Origin of the sequence: Hyalangium ruber (assembly GCF_034259325.1) — a bacterium.
GTDB classification, from domain to species: domain Bacteria; phylum Myxococcota; class Myxococcia; order Myxococcales; family Myxococcaceae; genus Hyalangium_A; species Hyalangium_A rubrum.
Map to the genome: position 1 here is coordinate 289,081 of NZ_JAXIVS010000011.1, position 15,022 is coordinate 304,102.

General features: G+C 68.4%; 12 protein-coding genes and 1 pseudogene. 10 read left to right on the plus strand and 3 right to left on the minus strand.

Annotated features, from left to right (window positions below; genetic code table 11):
* The first annotated feature begins 1 nt into the window (after window position 1).
* The 6 genes and pseudogenes from SYV04_RS29425 (at window position 2) to SYV04_RS29450 (ending at window position 5,050) form a co-directional block, all read left to right on the plus strand.
* Window positions 2–1,537: a CheR family methyltransferase gene (locus SYV04_RS29425; protein WP_321549269.1), complete on the plus strand. Its 1,536-nt coding sequence runs from the start codon at window positions 2–4 to the stop codon at window positions 1,535–1,537.
* Window positions 1,538–1,610: 73 nt separating this feature from the next.
* Window positions 1,611–2,492, plus strand: coding sequence for a tetratricopeptide repeat protein (locus SYV04_RS29430; protein WP_321549270.1), 882 nt, complete (start codon window positions 1,611–1,613; stop codon window positions 2,490–2,492).
* Entirely contained in the window at window positions 2,489–2,620 is a 132-nt protein-coding gene (locus tag SYV04_RS29435; protein ID WP_321549271.1) for a hypothetical protein, read from the plus strand. The genes SYV04_RS29430 and SYV04_RS29435 overlap by 4 nt, the downstream gene beginning before the upstream one ends.
* 66 nt (window positions 2,621–2,686) lie before the next feature.
* Window positions 2,687–3,592, plus strand: coding sequence for a metallophosphoesterase family protein (locus tag SYV04_RS29440; RefSeq protein WP_321549272.1), 906 nt, complete (start codon window positions 2,687–2,689; stop codon window positions 3,590–3,592).
* A 109-nt stretch (window positions 3,593–3,701) separates the two neighbouring features.
* Window positions 3,702–3,914, plus strand: a pseudogene (rpmE, locus tag SYV04_RS29445) (50S ribosomal protein L31); the annotation flags it as partial.
* A gap of 266 nt (window positions 3,915–4,180) precedes the next feature.
* On the plus strand, window positions 4,181–5,050 hold the full coding sequence (locus SYV04_RS29450) for a DNA-methyltransferase (protein WP_321549274.1): 870 nt from the start codon (window positions 4,181–4,183) through the stop codon (window positions 5,048–5,050).
* 3 nt (window positions 5,051–5,053) lie between these two features.
* Here the strand turns inward: SYV04_RS29450 and SYV04_RS29455 are convergent, their stop codons facing one another.
* From SYV04_RS29455 to SYV04_RS29465, 3 genes are all read right to left on the minus strand, one after another.
* Window positions 5,054–5,632, minus strand: coding sequence for a protease (locus SYV04_RS29455; RefSeq protein ID WP_321549275.1), 579 nt, complete (start codon window positions 5,630–5,632; stop codon window positions 5,054–5,056).
* Window positions 5,633–5,712: 80 nt separating this feature from the next.
* Complete coding sequence (locus tag SYV04_RS29460; protein ID WP_321549276.1) at window positions 5,713–6,789, minus strand: M35 family metalloendopeptidase; 1,077 nt, start codon at window positions 6,787–6,789, stop codon at window positions 5,713–5,715.
* Between the two features lie 116 nt (window positions 6,790–6,905).
* Window positions 6,906–8,660, minus strand: a complete 1,755-nt coding sequence (locus tag SYV04_RS29465; RefSeq protein WP_321549277.1) for a M1 family metallopeptidase — start codon at window positions 8,658–8,660, stop codon at window positions 6,906–6,908.
* A 113-nt stretch (window positions 8,661–8,773) separates the two neighbouring features.
* Here SYV04_RS29465 and SYV04_RS29470 point away from each other — a divergent pair, with 113 nt between their 5' ends.
* The 4 genes from SYV04_RS29470 (at window position 8,774) to SYV04_RS29485 (ending at window position 15,009) form a co-directional block, all read left to right on the plus strand.
* Window positions 8,774–11,173 (plus strand): 3-hydroxyacyl-CoA dehydrogenase/enoyl-CoA hydratase family protein, encoded by a 2,400-nt coding sequence (locus tag SYV04_RS29470; protein ID WP_321549278.1) that lies wholly within the window; start codon window positions 8,774–8,776, stop codon window positions 11,171–11,173.
* Between the two features lie 85 nt (window positions 11,174–11,258).
* On the plus strand, window positions 11,259–12,431 hold the full coding sequence (locus tag SYV04_RS29475) for a thiolase family protein (protein ID WP_321549279.1): 1,173 nt from the start codon (window positions 11,259–11,261) through the stop codon (window positions 12,429–12,431).
* 106 nt (window positions 12,432–12,537) lie between these two features.
* Window positions 12,538–13,971 (plus strand): hypothetical protein, encoded by a 1,434-nt coding sequence (locus tag SYV04_RS29480; protein ID WP_321549280.1) that lies wholly within the window; start codon window positions 12,538–12,540, stop codon window positions 13,969–13,971.
* Between the two features lie 60 nt (window positions 13,972–14,031).
* The gene (locus SYV04_RS29485) at window positions 14,032–15,009 is read left to right on the plus strand and encodes a glycosyltransferase family 2 protein (RefSeq protein ID WP_321549281.1); all 978 of its coding nucleotides are present in this window, start codon (window positions 14,032–14,034) and stop codon (window positions 15,007–15,009) included.
* The last annotated feature ends 13 nt before the right edge of the window (window positions 15,010–15,022 follow it).

The following is a 15,022-nucleotide window of genomic DNA, read 5'->3' on the forward strand; positions in this document are numbered from 1 at the left end:
GGTGGAGAACTCCTCTCGGTCCGCCTCGCTCATCCACGCGTTCATCTCGGCGCGGACGGGCATGGCGCTGAGTGGCTCTCAGCGGCGCCGGTTGGATGAGCGGCTGGCGGCGCTCCAGGGAAACCTGTCCGAGCAGCAGTTCCTCATGTACCTCCAGTCGCCGGCGGGAGTCGCGGAGCTGGCCGCGCTCATCTCCGTGGTGGCCGTCCACAAGACGGACCTGTTCCGGGACGAGGTGCAGCTGTCCTCCTTTCGCTCCCATGTGCTCGAGCCGCTGGTGGCGCAGGGGCAGGGGCGGCCGCTGCGCGTGTGGAGCGCGGGCTGTGCCACGGGCGAGGAGGTGGCCACGCTCCTCATCTTGCTCGAGGAGGCGGGGGCGGACCCGAGCAGCACGGTGCTGGGCACGGACATCTCCGACGCGGTGCTCACCCGCGCCCGGTCACTGAGCTTCGCCGCGGATCAGGTGCGCCGGCTGCCGCAGGGCATCCGCGAGCGCTACTTCGTGCCGGACGGGACGCGCTCGGCGCTGCTGCCCCAGTTGCGGGAGCGGGCGAGCTTCCAGATCCACAACCTGATGGACATGCCGTACCCCGTGGGCGGGGGCGACGGCTTCGACGTCATCTTCTGCCGCAACGTCCTCATCTACTTCACGGCCGAGGCGTTCGATCGGGTGGTGGAGTCGCTGGCCGAGCGGCTCACGATGGGCGGCACGCTGGTGCTCTCCTCCGCCGAGCCGCTGCTGCACGCGCCTCCGAGCCTGCGCATCATCCGTGGCGAGCACGCCTTCTTCTATGTCCGCACCCAGGACCTGATGGCCGCGCAGCTCAAGCGCAAGCCAGGGGACCCGCTCCCGCTGCCCACGGATCGCAGGAGGGACGCTGGCTCCTTTCCCGTCATCGGACCGTCGGCCCCGGGGGATGCGCCGCGCGACTTGGGGGCCGTGCCTTCGGGTGGAGAGTCCCGGCGGGAGTCGGGACGCTTTGTCGTCGTGCCTCCCCCGACTCCGAGGGACTCGGGGCGCTTTCCGGCCGTGCCGGCCTCTCAGCCGCAGCGGGAGTCGGGGCGTTTTCCAGCCGTGCCGGCCTCGCAGCCGCAGCGGGAGTCGGGGCGTTTTCCAGCCGTGCCGCCCGCGCCGGCCCTCGTGGGGAGGCCCGAGTCAGGCCAGTTCCCCACGGTGGGGCTCGCCGAGGGGGCGGACGCGCGGGAGCAGGGGCCGCAGGACCCGGTGCATGCCGAGGCGGATGGTCTGTTCGCCCAGGTGCTCGACGGGGTGGGGGAGACGGACGCGCGTACGGAGGAGTACCTGCGGCGCTGTCTGACGCTGGACCCGGACCTCGCCGCCGCGCGCTACCTGCTGGCGATGCTCCTGGAACTGCGTGAGGCGTTCGCCGAGGCGGCCGCCGAGTACCGCAAGGCGCTGCGCTCGCTGGAGGAGGGCAGGGCGCGCCCCACCCCCTTCTTCCTCAACCACGCCCGTCTCCGGGTGGCGTGCGCGCGGGCCGTGGAGCGGATGGAGGACGGCAGCCGGCCCCGCTGAGGGACAGGCGGCCGACAGAGCATGCGAGAAGGAACGGACGCGCGGGAGGATTGACCTTAAGATGCGCCCCCCTATGAGAAGGCTCGCCCTGCTTGTCCTGCTGCCCCTCGCGGGCTGCTTCTACCCGGCCGATCGCGGACGCGCGCTCGAAGCCAAGGTGGACCGGCTCAGCTCTGACAACACCCGCCTCACCGAGGAGCTGAAGGCGGCGCGCGAGCAGCTCAACGCCACGCTGCCGCTCATCGATCAGAAGGTGGTCGAGGTGACGAAGGCGCTCGAGGGCCTGGACAAGGCCGCGCGGCGCAACGACGCGGACATCGGCATCCAGCTCCAGAAGACGGTGGAGGACATGGCCCAGCTGCGCGGGCAGGTGGAGACGTACCTCTACAAGATCTCCGAGCTGGAGGCGGCGCTCGGCCGGCTCACCCAGGACGCGGAGAAGAAGCAGCTGGCGCAGCAGGGCGTGGACGCGCTGAAGGAGGCCGAGGCGAAGAAGCAGGCCGAGGCGCTGCAGCGGCCCGTGGACAAGAAGGAGTTCCTCGCGCTGGCCCAAGCGAAGGCGAAGGCGGGGGAGCTGCCCCTGGCGCGCCAGCTCTTCAACGAGTTCATGAAGAAGTGGGCCAAGGACCCGCTGATGGGCGAGGCGCACTACGGCATGGGCGAGACGTACTTCGCCGAGGACAAGTGCCGCGAGGCGCTCTTCGAGTACGGCCAGGTGCTGCAGGGCTTCCCGAAGTCGCCGGCGGCGCCCGACGCGTACCTGCGCTCCTCGGAGTGCTTCGGCAAGCTGAAGATGAAGGAGGAGTCGCGGCTGGCGCTGGAGGAGCTCGTGAAGAGCCACCCCAAGTCGGAAGCGGCGAAGACGGCCAAGACCCGGCTCGCGGAGCTGGACAAGGCGAAGAAGAAGCCGGCGGCGCCCGCTCCGGCCCCGGCCCCGAAGAAGGGAACCAAATGAGACTGCCCCGCCTGGCCCTGGCCGCGCTGGCGCTGCTGCTGCTGCCCCTGGTGGCGGGCGCGGCGCCCAAGAAGCTGGTGCTGCTCTTCACCGGAGACAATGGGGGCGAGATCGCCCCCTGTGGTTGACGCCACAACCCGTCTGGCGGTCTGGCCAGACGAAAGAAGGTCATCGAGCAGGAGCGCGCCAAGGGCGTGCCGGTGCTCGTGTTGGATGCGGGCAATGCGCTCTTCAAGTTCCCCACCGCGGGCGGGGAGCCGACCGAGGAGGCACGGGCGAAGCTGCTGCTACAGCAGATGGATGCGATGGGCACCTCGGCCATGGCCGTGGGCACGCGCGACCTGGTGCGCGGCGTGGACTTCCTGCGCAAGCACGGCAAGGTCGCGAATCTGAAGCTCCTGTCCGCCAACCTCCTGACGAAGGAGGGCAAGAAGGCCTTCCCGGCCTCCACGGTGCTCACCGCGGGAGAGCTGAAGGTGGGCGTGGTGGGGGTGTCTCCCGAGGGTGGGGTAGGCGATGCCATCGGGCAGCCTCCCATCCCCGCGGCCCTGGCGGAGGCCAAGCGGCTGCGCCAGACCGAGAAGGTGGACGTGGTGGTGGTGCTCGCCGCGCTGCCCCACACCATGGCCCGGCAGCTCGCCCAGCAGGGCGAGGGCGTGGACTTCGTCGTCCAGTCGGGCGACGGGCGGGGGCCGGGCATGGCCTCCAAGGACGGGTTCGCCACCCTCGTTCCCCCCGGGGAGCGTGGGCGCCAGCTCGCCCGCCTGGAGCTGTCGGTGAACGGGGCGGGCCCCTTCGCGGACCTCTCGACCGTGAGCCGGGACCAGGAGCGGCTGAAGATGCTGGAGTCCAACCTGACCCGGGCCAAGGAGCGGCTGTCGGCGACGAAGGACGAGACGTCGCGGCGGGCGCTCGAGGAGTCGATCACCAGCCTGGAGACCCAGCGGGCAACCGTGCAGAAAGCGCTGAAGGGCGGCGCAACGGGGAGTGCCCGGACGCATCTACTGTCGTACACCTCGCTTGGGGCGGATGTCCCGTCCGATGCGGCCGTCCAGAAGCTGGTGGAAGCGATCGAGCCTCCAGGCTCGGCGCACCACTGAGCCGAAGGCGGTCTTGTGCAGCACCCGGCGTGCCGTTATAAGCGCCGGCCAACCCAACCGCCGGACCTCCCACCCATGAGGGGTGGGGGCAAGGCCTGGAGACGTCACCATGAAGCCCGAGATCCACCCGGTCTATCCGCCCTCGCGCGTCACCTGTGCTTGCGGCAACATCGTCGAGACCAAGTCCACGCGCGGCTCGTTCAGCGTGGAAATCTGCTCGAACTGCCACCCCTTCTTCACGGGCAAGTACAAGCTCGTCGACACCGCGGGTCGCATCGATCGCTTCCGCAAGAAGTACGCCGCCAACCCCGCCAAGGAGGCCGCTCCCGCCGCTGGCGAGGCCGCCGCCGCTCCGGCCGCGGGTGCCAAGAAGGGCAAGAAGGGCGAGGCGAAGGCGTAACGACGCCGCGCTTCAGCGCCTGCGGTAACCGTCGAGCAGGGTGACGGAGGGCTTCTTCGCGAAGCGCTCTCGCCCTGCTCGCGGTGTTTCAGCGGTCAAGTTTTCAAGTGCTACAGATCAGAAATTTGATGTAGCACCCAAGTGGCCCCACAGTCCGCCGCGTCAACGAAGTCCGAGACGGAGGCGAGATGTCCGCGGAAGCCACTGCGCTGAAGATTGTCGACCGTTCCCTGAGCGAGAGCCTCTTCGCCAAGGGGGATGCGTACCGGCTGTACCAGGGGAACAGCCTGGAGTTGATGAACAAGTTCCCCGAGCAGCAGTTCGACCTGATCTTCGCGGACCCGCCGTACTTCCTGTCCAACGGCGGCTTCACGTGCAAGAGCGGCAAGCGGGCCTCGGTGCAGAAGGGCGCCTGGGACGTGTCGCGGGGCGTGGAGGAGGACCACGCGTTCACCACCGAGTGGCTCAAGGCGTGCCAGCGCCTGCTCAAGCCCACGGGCACGTTGTGGGTGAGCGGCACGCAGCACGTCATCTTCAGCGTGGGCTTCGCGATGCAGAAGCTCGGCTTCAAGCTGCTCAACACGGTGACCTGGTACAAGCCGAACGCCAGCCCGAACCTCTCGTGCCGCTACTTCACGCACTCCACCGAGCTGCTCATCTGGGCCTCGCCGAAGCCGGCCAAGACGCTGCAGCACACGTTCAACTACGCGCGGATGAAGGCGGAGAACGGTGGCAAGCAGATGCGCGACGTGTGGAACCTGCCGCGCACCGGCGAGGAGGAGCTGACGGCGGATGGCTCCGGCCGCATGTGGACGCAGATCGCCCCGCGCCGCGAGGAGAAGGCGTTCGGCAGCCACCCCACGCAGAAGCCGGTGGCGCTGCTGGAGCGCATCATCGAGGCGAGCACGCCCGAGGACGCGACGGTGCTCGACCCGTTCAACGGCAGCGGCACCACGGGCGTGGCGGCCCTGAAGCTGGGCCGCCGCTACACGGGCATCGACCTGGATGCCAAGTACCTGGACCTCACCAAGAAGCGCCTGGACGCGGTGAAGCGCTAAGGCTCACTGCGCGGCGAGCACCGTCTCCACCACGGGGCACTTCAACGTGGCGGACTGGTGCTCCGGCAGGGGACGGGGCAGCGCCGCGCCCTTCGGGGCCACGTCCATCAGGTGGTTGCGGAACTCGATGCGGTAGTTGCCGGGCTGGGTGAAGTCGTAGGCCAGGGAGATCTCCACCGTGGCCTCCTTCGCCGCGCCGGGCTCGAGGGTGACGTAGGCGTCCGCGCCCGGGTCGCCGCGCTTCATGGTCGGCCCGCTGAAGGACACCTCGGCGCCATCGCGCGTCACCTTCAGGTACTTGTTGAACAGCCCCTCCAGCGGCGTCTGCCAGGTCAGCACCGACAGCGGCTCGGAGGTGGCATTGCGGAGCTTGAACTTCAGCTCCACGGGCTCGCCCACGCGCAGGCGCGGGGCCACGCTCATCTCACACTCCAGCGTCACCGCCATGGGAGCTGCCTCCGGGGTAGGGGCCGAGGCCTGCGTGGCTGGAGGCGGCGCCGCCTCCTCCTTGCGTGAGGCACACGCTCCACAGAGGAGCACCAGACTCAACCGCGCGACTCGACCAAACAGCCCACGTCTCATGTGAAGGTGCCTCCACGAAAAAGGAAGACGGGGGCGTTTCCGCCCCCGTCTCCGTTTACTTCAAAGCCTGCCGGGCCGCGTTAGTTCTGCGCCGGGGTGTTCTCGGCGAAGTACTCGTGGCTGTCCGCGTTGTCCAGCGCGCGGGTGGGGTTGGAGGTCGCCAGGCTCTTGGCCGCGCTCTGGCCGTAGGCGTGGTCATCCGTGGCGGCCACCACGTTGAAGTGGCTCATCTCGTGGACCAGCGTGCCCGCGCGGGAGTCGGTGCCCGTGTTGGGGGCGCTCCAGAAGGCGTTGCACACGTAGATCTTGTACGGCGAGGCCGGGTACACGTAGGCGTAGGCGCTGTCGTTGCAGCTGCAATCGACCACCACCGACTTGGTGTCGAAGGCGCTCTTGATGGCGCTGAAGTGGTTCTTGGCGGTGTTCCAGTTGGTGCTGGTGTAGTTGCCGAACCACGTCTTGTAGCGCGCGGTGTTGCCCGGGGTGGTGTTGGTCAGGTAGCTCAGCGAGTTGGTCGAGTACGTCTTGGCGCTGTTGAACGCCGTCGAGATGGACGACTGCTCGCTGCTGGTGCACGCGCCGGAGTACGACAGGGCCTGGGCGGACACATTGCCCTCGTTACCCTGGGGCTGCAGGCCGGGGCGACCCTCGACCCACACCGTCACGTTGTTGGAGGCGAACTGGGCCACCTGGCCGTGCGCCTCGGAGGCGTAGCTCAGGCTGTAGCTGCCCGTGGCGGAGAAGTCATAGACGCCGCCGACGTCCGCGGTGTGCGTCACGCTCTGGCCGGGGGCCAGGGTGATGAAGTCCTCGGCCTGGGGGGCCGCCCACTTGTAGTGCGGGCCGGTGTACGCCACGGGGGCGCCGTTGAGCTGCACGTCGAACAGGGGCTCCTTCACGCCGCGCGCGGCGGTGGTCCAGTACGGCAGCTTCACGGAGCGGCCCGACACGTTGGTCAGGGTGACGCTGACCGACACGCTGTCGCCGGCGGCCAGGGTGGCCTTGCCCAGGGACAGCTGCACCTTCACGTCGCCCGCGGCGGCCGGCTCGGCGACCTCGAGGTTCTGCTCCTCGGGAGCACCACAGGCACCGAGTACGGACGCGCTGACGAGACCACCAACCAGCCAGGACCAATGACCGCGCAGGAACTTGCTCATCTGAGGGACTTCCTTTCGGGGGATTGAAACGACACGGGCCCGAGGCCTCTGGGGCTACTCGGGTTATTCGCATCTATAACGTAAATGCATGAATCCGTATAGATGCGAATGTACTTTCAAGCCCGGGAAAGGATGCTCTCCACGCCCTGACGGGCGATGGGGTGGTAGCGCTCCGCATACTTCTTGAAGACCTCTCGCGCTCGGGCCCGGTAGTCCTTTGATGCACCCAGGGTGCTGTACAGGGGCTTGAGGTACTTCATGCGGCCCACCTCGCCGAGGAAGGCCTCGGCGCGCTCCAGCGCGGGCGCGTAGTGAGCTCGCAGCGCCGCCACCAGCCACGCCACGAGCACCTCCGAGTTGTGGCTCTGGGTGAGCTGGAAGCGCTCGTCCAGGGCCTTGATGGTGTCGCGCGAGGTGTCCGCGGGCATCCACTCGAGGAACAGCTGCCACTCGGCGGCGGTCCAGTCCTTCACCGCCTCGGCGGAGGGCACGGTGCCCTTGAGCCGTTGCAGCTGCTCCAGCCGGTGCGAGCGGGGAGCGGGCGCGCTGGCGGGGATGCCCGGCTTGTGCAGGTAGTCCTCGGCGTGGACCTGGGCGAGCACTCCCGGCAGCTCGCGCTCGGTGAAGGCCACCCAGTCCTCGGTGGTGAGGGCCTGGAAGCTGAATGTCTCGATGTAGCGGCGCAGGTACGCGTCGAAGGCCTGCCGACCCACGCGCTCCTCCATGGCGCACAGCATGAGGTAGCCCTTCTCGTAAGGAATCTGCGAGAAGACCTCGTCCGGGTCCACGCCGGCCAGGTGGGTGCGCAGCACGGTCCACTGCGGCTGGGCGCGGAAGTGCTCGATGGCCGTCTCCAGTGAGCGGCGGCCGAGCGCGGCATGGAGCCGGGCCACTTCCGAGCCCGCGAGGGCCTCGAGGATGCGGCGCTCGGCGAACACGGTGAAGCTCTCGTTGAGCCAGAAGTGCTCGGCAGAGGCGTTGGTGACGAGGTTGCCCGTCCACGAGTGCGCCAGCTCGTGCGCCACCACGTTCACCAGGCTCTTGTCCCCCGCCAGCAGCGTGGGCGTGAGGAAGGTGAGCCGCGGGTTCTCCATGCCCCCGTAGGGGAAGGAGGGCGGCATGGTGAGCAGATCAAAACGTTCCCACCCATATGGACTGAAGAGGGACTCGGCCACGCGCAGCATGGCGTCCACGTCCTCGAACTCGGCGGCGGCGGCCTCGAGCACCTCGGGCTCGGCCCACACGCGCGAGCGCGGCCCCAGCTCCTTGCTGGCCAGGCTCCCCACCGCGAAGGCCAGCAGGTAGGGAGGAATCGGCTGGGGCATCTCGTAGTGCTCCACCGCCTCCACGCTGGGCTCCTCGCGGCGAACGAACCCGGCGGCCATCACCGCCTTGAGCGCCTTGGGGATGGTGAGCGCCGCCTTGTAGCGGATGCGGATGCGCGGCGTGTCCTGGCACGGCACCACCGAGCGCGCGTGGATGGCCTGGCACTGGCTGAAGAGGAACGGGTGCTGGCGGCCCGCCGTCTGCGAGGGCTCCAGCCACTGCAGGGCGCTGGCCTCGGGCGAGGTGCGATAGCGCACCGTGAGCTGGCGCACCCCCGCCGGCAGCTCGATCCGCAGGCGGCTGCCCAGAATCACCTCCGGCGGCGAGAGCAGGAAGGGCAGGGGCTTGCCCTCGGCGTCCACCACCGCGCGAATGTCGAGATCCCGGGTATCCAGGTCCAGCGGGCCCGCGGAGGCCTCCTTGAGGGTCAGGGTCACCTCCGCGTGCAGGCGCCGTGTCCGGAAGTCCACCCGGGCCTTCCAGTCAAGGGATTCGGTCTCGGGCTGCGAGCTGTCGTTGTACGAGTGTGGGTCGAGGCGGGGCATGGGCCCGGGGGTTGTAGTCACAAGGGCGACCCGCAGGCGAGAGACTCGATTGACTTTCGGGTCAAACGCCGACATTTGTGCAGTCCCTCTTCCTCAATAGGGAGCCTTTTTCGATGACGACGCGGATCCGCAAAGTGGCAGTGCTGGGCGCCGGCGTGATGGGCAGCGGTATCGCCGCGCACCTGGCCAACTCGGGTGTACGCGCGCTGCTGCTGGACATCGTCCCGCCCAAGGCGGCGCCGGGCGAAGACACCTCCTCCAAGGCCTTCCGCAACAAGTTCGTGCTGGGGGCGCTGGCCAACATGCGCAAGCAGAAGCCCAGCCCCATCGTGTCCGAGCAGGTGTTCACCGCCATCGAGGTGGGTAACTTCGATGACGACATGGCCCGCCTCGCCGAGTGCGACTGGGTCATCGAGGTGGTGAAGGAGGACATGGCCGTCAAGCAGGCCCTGTTCGCCAAGGTGGAGCAGCACGCGCGCAAGGACGCGATCATCAGCTCCAACACCTCGGGCCTCTCCATCGCGGGGATGCTGCAGGGCCGGGGCGCCGAGTTCCGCAAGAACTTCCTGGTGACGCACTTCTTCAACCCCGTGCGCTACATGAAGCTGCTGGAGCTGGTGGCCGGCCCCGAGACGAACCCCGAGGTGGTGCGCGCGGTGCATCGCTTTGGCGAGGAGGTGCTCGGCAAGGGCATCGTCTACGGCAAGGACACCACCAACTTCATCGCCAACCGCATCGGCGTGTACGGGATGATGCGGACCATCGCCGAGATGCAGAAGGCGGAGATGACGGTGGAGGAGGTCGACAAGATCTTTGGCCCGGCGATGGGGCGGCCCAAGTCGGCCGTGTTCCGCACCGCGGACATCGTCGGCCTGGACACCTTCACCCACGTGGCGAAGAACTGTTACGACACGCTGACGCAGGATGAGGAGCGGCAGACGTTTGCCACCCCGGACTTCCTCCAGAAGATGGTGGAGAAGGGGATGCTGGGCGACAAGAGCGGCGGGGGCTTCTACAAGAAGTCCAAGGGCGGCGGCGGTGACGGGGAGAAGGAGATCCTCGCGCTCGACCTGAAGACGCTCGAGTATCGCAAGCAGAACAAGGTGCGCTTCGAGTCGCTGGGCGCGGCCAAGGACGTGGAGGACGTGCGCGAGCGCGTGGCCACGGTGATGAAGGGCCAGGACAAGGCGGCGAAGTTCGCCGAGCGCGTGACGCTGGACGTGCTGGCCTACACCAGCCGCCGGATTCCGGAGATCGCCGACGACATCGTCAACATCGACCGCGGCCTGCGCTGGGGCTTCGGCTGGGACATGGGTCCCTTCGAGACCTGGGATGCGTACGGGGTGCGCGCGGGCGTGGCGCGGATGAAGGAGCTGGGCCTCAAGCCGGCCGCGTGGGTGGAGGAGATGCTGGCCGCGGGCCGCGAGTCCTTCTACGGCGTGGCGGAGGGGCGCGACACGTATTGGGACATCCCCAGCAAGACGGTGAAGCTGGTGCAGGAGAACGCGCGCACGCAGCGCGTGGAGTACCTCAAGCGCGGCAACAAGAAGATCGCCGGCAACGGCAGCGCCACGCTGTGGGACCTGGGCGATGGCGCCACGCTGCTCGAGTTCCACTCGAAGATGAACTCCATCGACGATGACATCATCGCGATGATGGGCACGGCGCTGGACGAGACGGAGAAGAACCACCGGGGCCTGGTCATCGGCAACGACGGAGGGAACTTCTCGGCGGGCGCCAACATCTTCGCGATGCTGTGGGCGGCGAAGAACGGCGAGTTCGACGCCATCCGGAAGATGGCGGCGGCGTTCCAGGCGGCCAACCAGCGCATGCGCTACAGCCCGGTGCCGGTGGTGACGGCGCCCTTCAACCTGACGCTGGGCGGCGGCGCGGAGGCGGCGATGGGCGGCAACGCCATCCAGGCCTCGGCGGAGCTGTACATGGGCCTGGTGGAGGTGGGCGTGGGCCTGATTCCGGGCGGCGGCGGCACGATGCAGCTCTTGCGCAACGTGTACGGCGCCTACTCGGCGGACAAGGACTTCGACGCGTTCCCCTTCATCAAGAAGGTGTTCCTGTCGATCGGCATGGCGAAGGTGGCCACCAGCGCGGAGGAGGCGCGGGAGCTGGGCTTCCTGAGCGCCAACGACGGGATTTCCGCCAACCGGGACTTCCTGCTGGCGGACGCGAAGGCGAAGGTGCTGGGCATGGCGGAGGCCGGCTTCCGGGCGCCTCGGCCCACGCGGTTCCGACTGCCGGGGCCCAACGGGTTCGCCACGGTGGACATGCTGCTGTACGACATGCAGCTCAACAACCAGATCTCCGCCCACGATCGGAAGATCGCCCAGAAGCTGGCGCGGGTGCTCACCGGTGGTGACACGAGCCCCTCGGTGCTGCTGACCGAGGAGCGGATGCTGGAGCTGGAGCTGGAGGCCTTCCTGAGCCTGTGCGGCGAGGAGAAGACGCAGGATCGGCTGCAGTTCATGCTGGAGAAGGGCAAGCCGCTGCGGAACTAGCGCGAGGCCTTTATCCAGAGTCCCTAGAGCTTTTCGGAATGAAGACTGTGAATGCCCGGCTGCTTGCCGGGCGAGGAGACGCAAGATGGCCGGTCGAGTCGTGATTGCCAGCGCGGTGCGCACCCCGTTCACCCGCGCGCACAAGGGAGAGTTCAAGGACACGCGGCCCGATACGCTCGCGGCCCACGTCATCAAGGAAGCGGTGGCGCGGGTACCGGGGCTGAAGCCGGCCGACGTGGAGGACGTGATTCTCGGCTGCGCCATGCCGGAGGCGGAGCAGGGGATGAACGTCGCTCGCCAGGCCGCGCTGCTGGGCGGGCTGCCGGACACGGTGCCGGCGATGACGATCAACCGCTTCTGCTCGTCGGGCACGCAGTCGATCGCCCAGGCGGCGCAGGCGATTCAGGCGGGGATGATCCAGGTGGCGGTCGCCGGCGGCACCGAGTCGATGACGATGGTGCCGATGGGTGGCAACAAGGTCAGCGCCAACCCGGAGATCATGGAGAAGTACCCCGAGGTGTACACCTCCATGGGCGTGACGGCGGAGAACATCGCCAGCCGCTACAGCGTGAGTCGGGAGGACGCGGACAAGTTCGCCTACGAGTCCCAGCGCAAGGCGGCCACGGCCCGCGAGCAGGGGAAGTTCAAGGAGGAGATCCTCCCCATCGCCACGACGTACTACGACGAGGACGGCAAGGCGAAGCAGGTGACGGTCTCGGTCGACACCATCCTGCGGCCGGACACGACGCTGGAGGGCCTGGCGAAGCTGCGGCCGGCGTTCAACGCCAAGGGCGTGGTGACGGCGGGTAACGCCTCGCCGCTGACGGATGGCGCGGCGGCGGCGGTGGTGATGAGCGAGGAGAAGGCGAAGTCGCTCGGGGTGAAGCCGCTGGGCTACTTCCTGGACTTCCAGGTGGCGGGCGTGCCGCCGGAGATCATGGGCGTGGGGCCGGTGCCGGCGGTGAAGAAGCTGCTGGCGAAGAACAACCTCAAGGTCGAGGACATCGACGTCTTCGAGCTGAACGAGGCGTTCGCGGCGCAGGCGCTGCACTGCATCCGGGAGCTGGGCATTCCGCTGGAGAAGGCGAACCCGAACGGCGGCGCGATCGCCCTGGGCCACCCGCTGGGCGTGTCCGGCGCGCGGCTGGTGGCCACCATCCTGTACGAGCTGAAGCGCCGTAACGGCCGCTACGGCGTCGTCACCATGTGCATTGGTGGCGGCATGGGCGCCGCGGCGCTCATCGAGGTGGCGAAGTAGCCCGCTGCTGACAGGTGTGCTGTCCTGACACGGCCTCTCCCGCATTCCGGGAGGGGCCGTGGCTTTTATGAGGGAGCGCTGATGCGAAAGCGTACGAGGGGAATGGATGAGCTCCCCTGAGCTTCGCTGGCGCATGGCGCGGGTGCTGGGCGTGTCGGCGGCGCTGCTCGTGCCCCTCTTCTGGGTGCCCCGCATCATGGCGGGGGATCTGCTCAGCCATGTGTACAACGCGTGGCTCTCGCTCGAGCTGAAGCGCCAGCCTGTCCCCGGGCTGGTGACGGCGTGGCAGTACAGCAATGTGCTGGTGGACTGGGTCCTCACGGGCTTGATGGAGGTGCTCGGGCCCGTGTGGGCGGAGCGGCTCACCGTGGCGGTCTGCGTGCTCGTGTTCTTCTGGGGGGCCTTCGCGTTCTTGGCGGAAGTGAGCGGGCGCGCCCCGACGCATCTCATCCCCGTGCTGGCGGTCCTCGCTTACGGCTGGGTCTTCCACATGGGGTTCTTCAACTTCTACGCGTCGCTGGGGATGTGCCTGCTCGCGCTGGCGCTCCTCCGGCGGCGGAGCGGGTGGGCGCGGGGGTTGGCGCTGGGACTGGGGGGATTGGCCGTGCTGGCGCATCCGCATCCGGTGCTCGCTGCGGTGTGCTTCGCTGGTTACCGAGCCCTGGCTGAGCGGTTGACGCCTCGGAGGCGAGCGGGCCTCTTTTCCCTTTCCGTGGTGGGGTTGGCTGTGGTGCCCCTGGTGTTGCGCCGCCTGACCCGGACGATGTGGGACCCTGAGCAGTTCTTCAATGCGCTGGGGGTCGACCAGGCCTGGGTCTTCGGCAGGGCCTTCGGATGGGTATCTTTGGGGCTGCTGGGCGTGTGGGGCGTATGGCTGGTGCGGCGCATCCGCGAAGAAGGAGGTCGGGCCTTCGTGGAGCGGCCCGAGGTGCAGTTGTATGCGCTCGGTGTGGTGGCGGTGGTGGCGCTACCCACGGCGGTGGTGATGCCGGACCCGCCGGTGGTGCTCTCGTTCATCGCCGAGCGTCTGTCCCTTTGGGTGGCCGTGGTGGGCTGGGCCGTGGTGGGAGCGGTGGTGCCTCGGCGCTCCGAGGTGGTGCTGGTCTCCGCGGTCGCGGTGCTGTTCTTCGGGCTCCTGCTGCGCGAGCACCGCGCGCTGTACCGCATGGAGAAGGACATGGGGCAGGTGCTGGAGCAGCTCCCTCCAGGGCAGCGCGTGGTGTGGGTGGCGCCGCTGCGGGATGAGCGGGTTCCCGCGCTGCTGCATCTGATCGACCGTGCGTGCATCGGGCGCTGCTACAGCTACGCCAACTATGAGCCGCCCACCCGGGTCTTTCGTGTGCGTGCCACAGGCCCCAACCCCTGGGTAATGCACCGCTACGAGGATGTCGTGGCGGCGCTCCAGGGGGAGTACGTCGTGCAGGCGCAGGATGCTCCCGTATGGGCGCTGAGGGCTTGTTCGGGAGGTCGGTTGGTGCTCGGGGGCCCTCTCCGGGAGGGAGAACTGGCGCGTCCTCGCTGTCCGAGCGAGCGTCCCTGAAAAGAGGCTTTGCGCAAGGCCGCGCTATGCTGCGTCCGTTCTCCTCCTAGGTCCCTGGCCATGTCCCCAACCGTCGCGGTCCTGATCCCCTGCCTCAACGAAGAGGTGGCCATCAGCAAGGTGGTGAGTGACTTCCGCGCCGCGCTGCCCGAGGCCACTGTCTACGTGTACGACAACGCCTCGACGGACCGCACCGCCGAGGTGGCGCGCGCGGCGGGGGCGGTGGTGCGGGTCGAGCCCGTGCGCGGCAAGGGCAACGTGGTGCGCCGGATGTTCGCGGACGTGGAGGCGGACGTGTACGTGCTGGTGGATGGCGACGACACGTACCAGGCCTCGGCCGCGCCGAGGTGCGTGGAGTGGCTCGTTCGGGAGCAGCTGGACATGCTCAACGTGGCGAGGGTGACGGAGATCGAGGCCGCCTACCGGCGCGGGCATCGTTTTGGCAACGCGATGCTGACGGGCATGGTGGCCACGCTGTTCGGCAACCGCTTCCGGGACATCCTCTCGGGCTACCGCGTCTTCTCGCGCCGCTTCATCAAGTCGTTCCCGGCGCTCGCCGCTGGCTTCGAGATCGAAACCGAGCTGACGGTGCATGCGCTTGAGCTGCGCATGCCGGTGGCGGAGGCGGAGGCCGTCTACAAGGACCGCCCGGCTGGCTCGGCGAGCAAGCTGCGCACGTTCAGTGACGGTTGGCGGATCCTCCGCATGATCCTTCGGTTGTTGAAGCAGGAGCGACCACTGCTCTTCTTCTCGGTGCTCGCGGGCTTGCTGGCACTGGTGGCGGTAGTGCTCGCGGTGCCGATCTTCATCACCTTCCACGAGACGGGGCTGGTGCCCCGGTTGCCCACGGCGGTGCTCTCCACGGGCATCATGATGCTGGCGTCCCTGAGCCTGGCGTGTGGACTGGTGCTCGACACCGTCACGCGCGGACGGCAGGAACTCAAGCGCCTGCACTACCTGGCCATTCCCGCCGTGGGACAGCCCGAGGCTGCGCCCGTGCGTCGTGGCGTCGAACCCAGCCACGCACAGGTGGGCTGATTTCCTGAGTAGA

Coding starts and splice junctions, on each gene's coding strand:
- SYV04_RS29430 (WP_321549270.1), top strand. CDS start 1,611: ATGAGAAGGCTCGCCCTGCTTGTCCTGCTGCCCCTCGCGGGCTGCTTC.
- SYV04_RS29435 (WP_321549271.1), top strand. CDS start 2,489: ATGAGACTGCCCCGCCTGGCCCTGGCCGCGCTGGCGCTGCTGCTGCTG.
- SYV04_RS29450 (WP_321549274.1), top strand. CDS start 4,181: ATGTCCGCGGAAGCCACTGCGCTGAAGATTGTCGACCGTTCCCTGAGC.
- SYV04_RS29455 (WP_321549275.1), bottom strand. CDS start 5,632: ATGAGACGTGGGCTGTTTGGTCGAGTCGCGCGGTTGAGTCTGGTGCTC.
- SYV04_RS29460 (WP_321549276.1), bottom strand. CDS start 6,789: ATGAGCAAGTTCCTGCGCGGTCATTGGTCCTGGCTGGTTGGTGGTCTC.
- SYV04_RS29465 (WP_321549277.1), bottom strand. CDS start 8,660: ATGCCCCGCCTCGACCCACACTCGTACAACGACAGCTCGCAGCCCGAG.
- SYV04_RS29470 (WP_321549278.1), top strand. CDS start 8,774: ATGACGACGCGGATCCGCAAAGTGGCAGTGCTGGGCGCCGGCGTGATG.
- SYV04_RS29475 (WP_321549279.1), top strand. CDS start 11,259: ATGGCCGGTCGAGTCGTGATTGCCAGCGCGGTGCGCACCCCGTTCACC.
- SYV04_RS29480 (WP_321549280.1), top strand. CDS start 12,538: ATGAGCTCCCCTGAGCTTCGCTGGCGCATGGCGCGGGTGCTGGGCGTG.
- SYV04_RS29485 (WP_321549281.1), top strand. CDS start 14,032: ATGTCCCCAACCGTCGCGGTCCTGATCCCCTGCCTCAACGAAGAGGTG.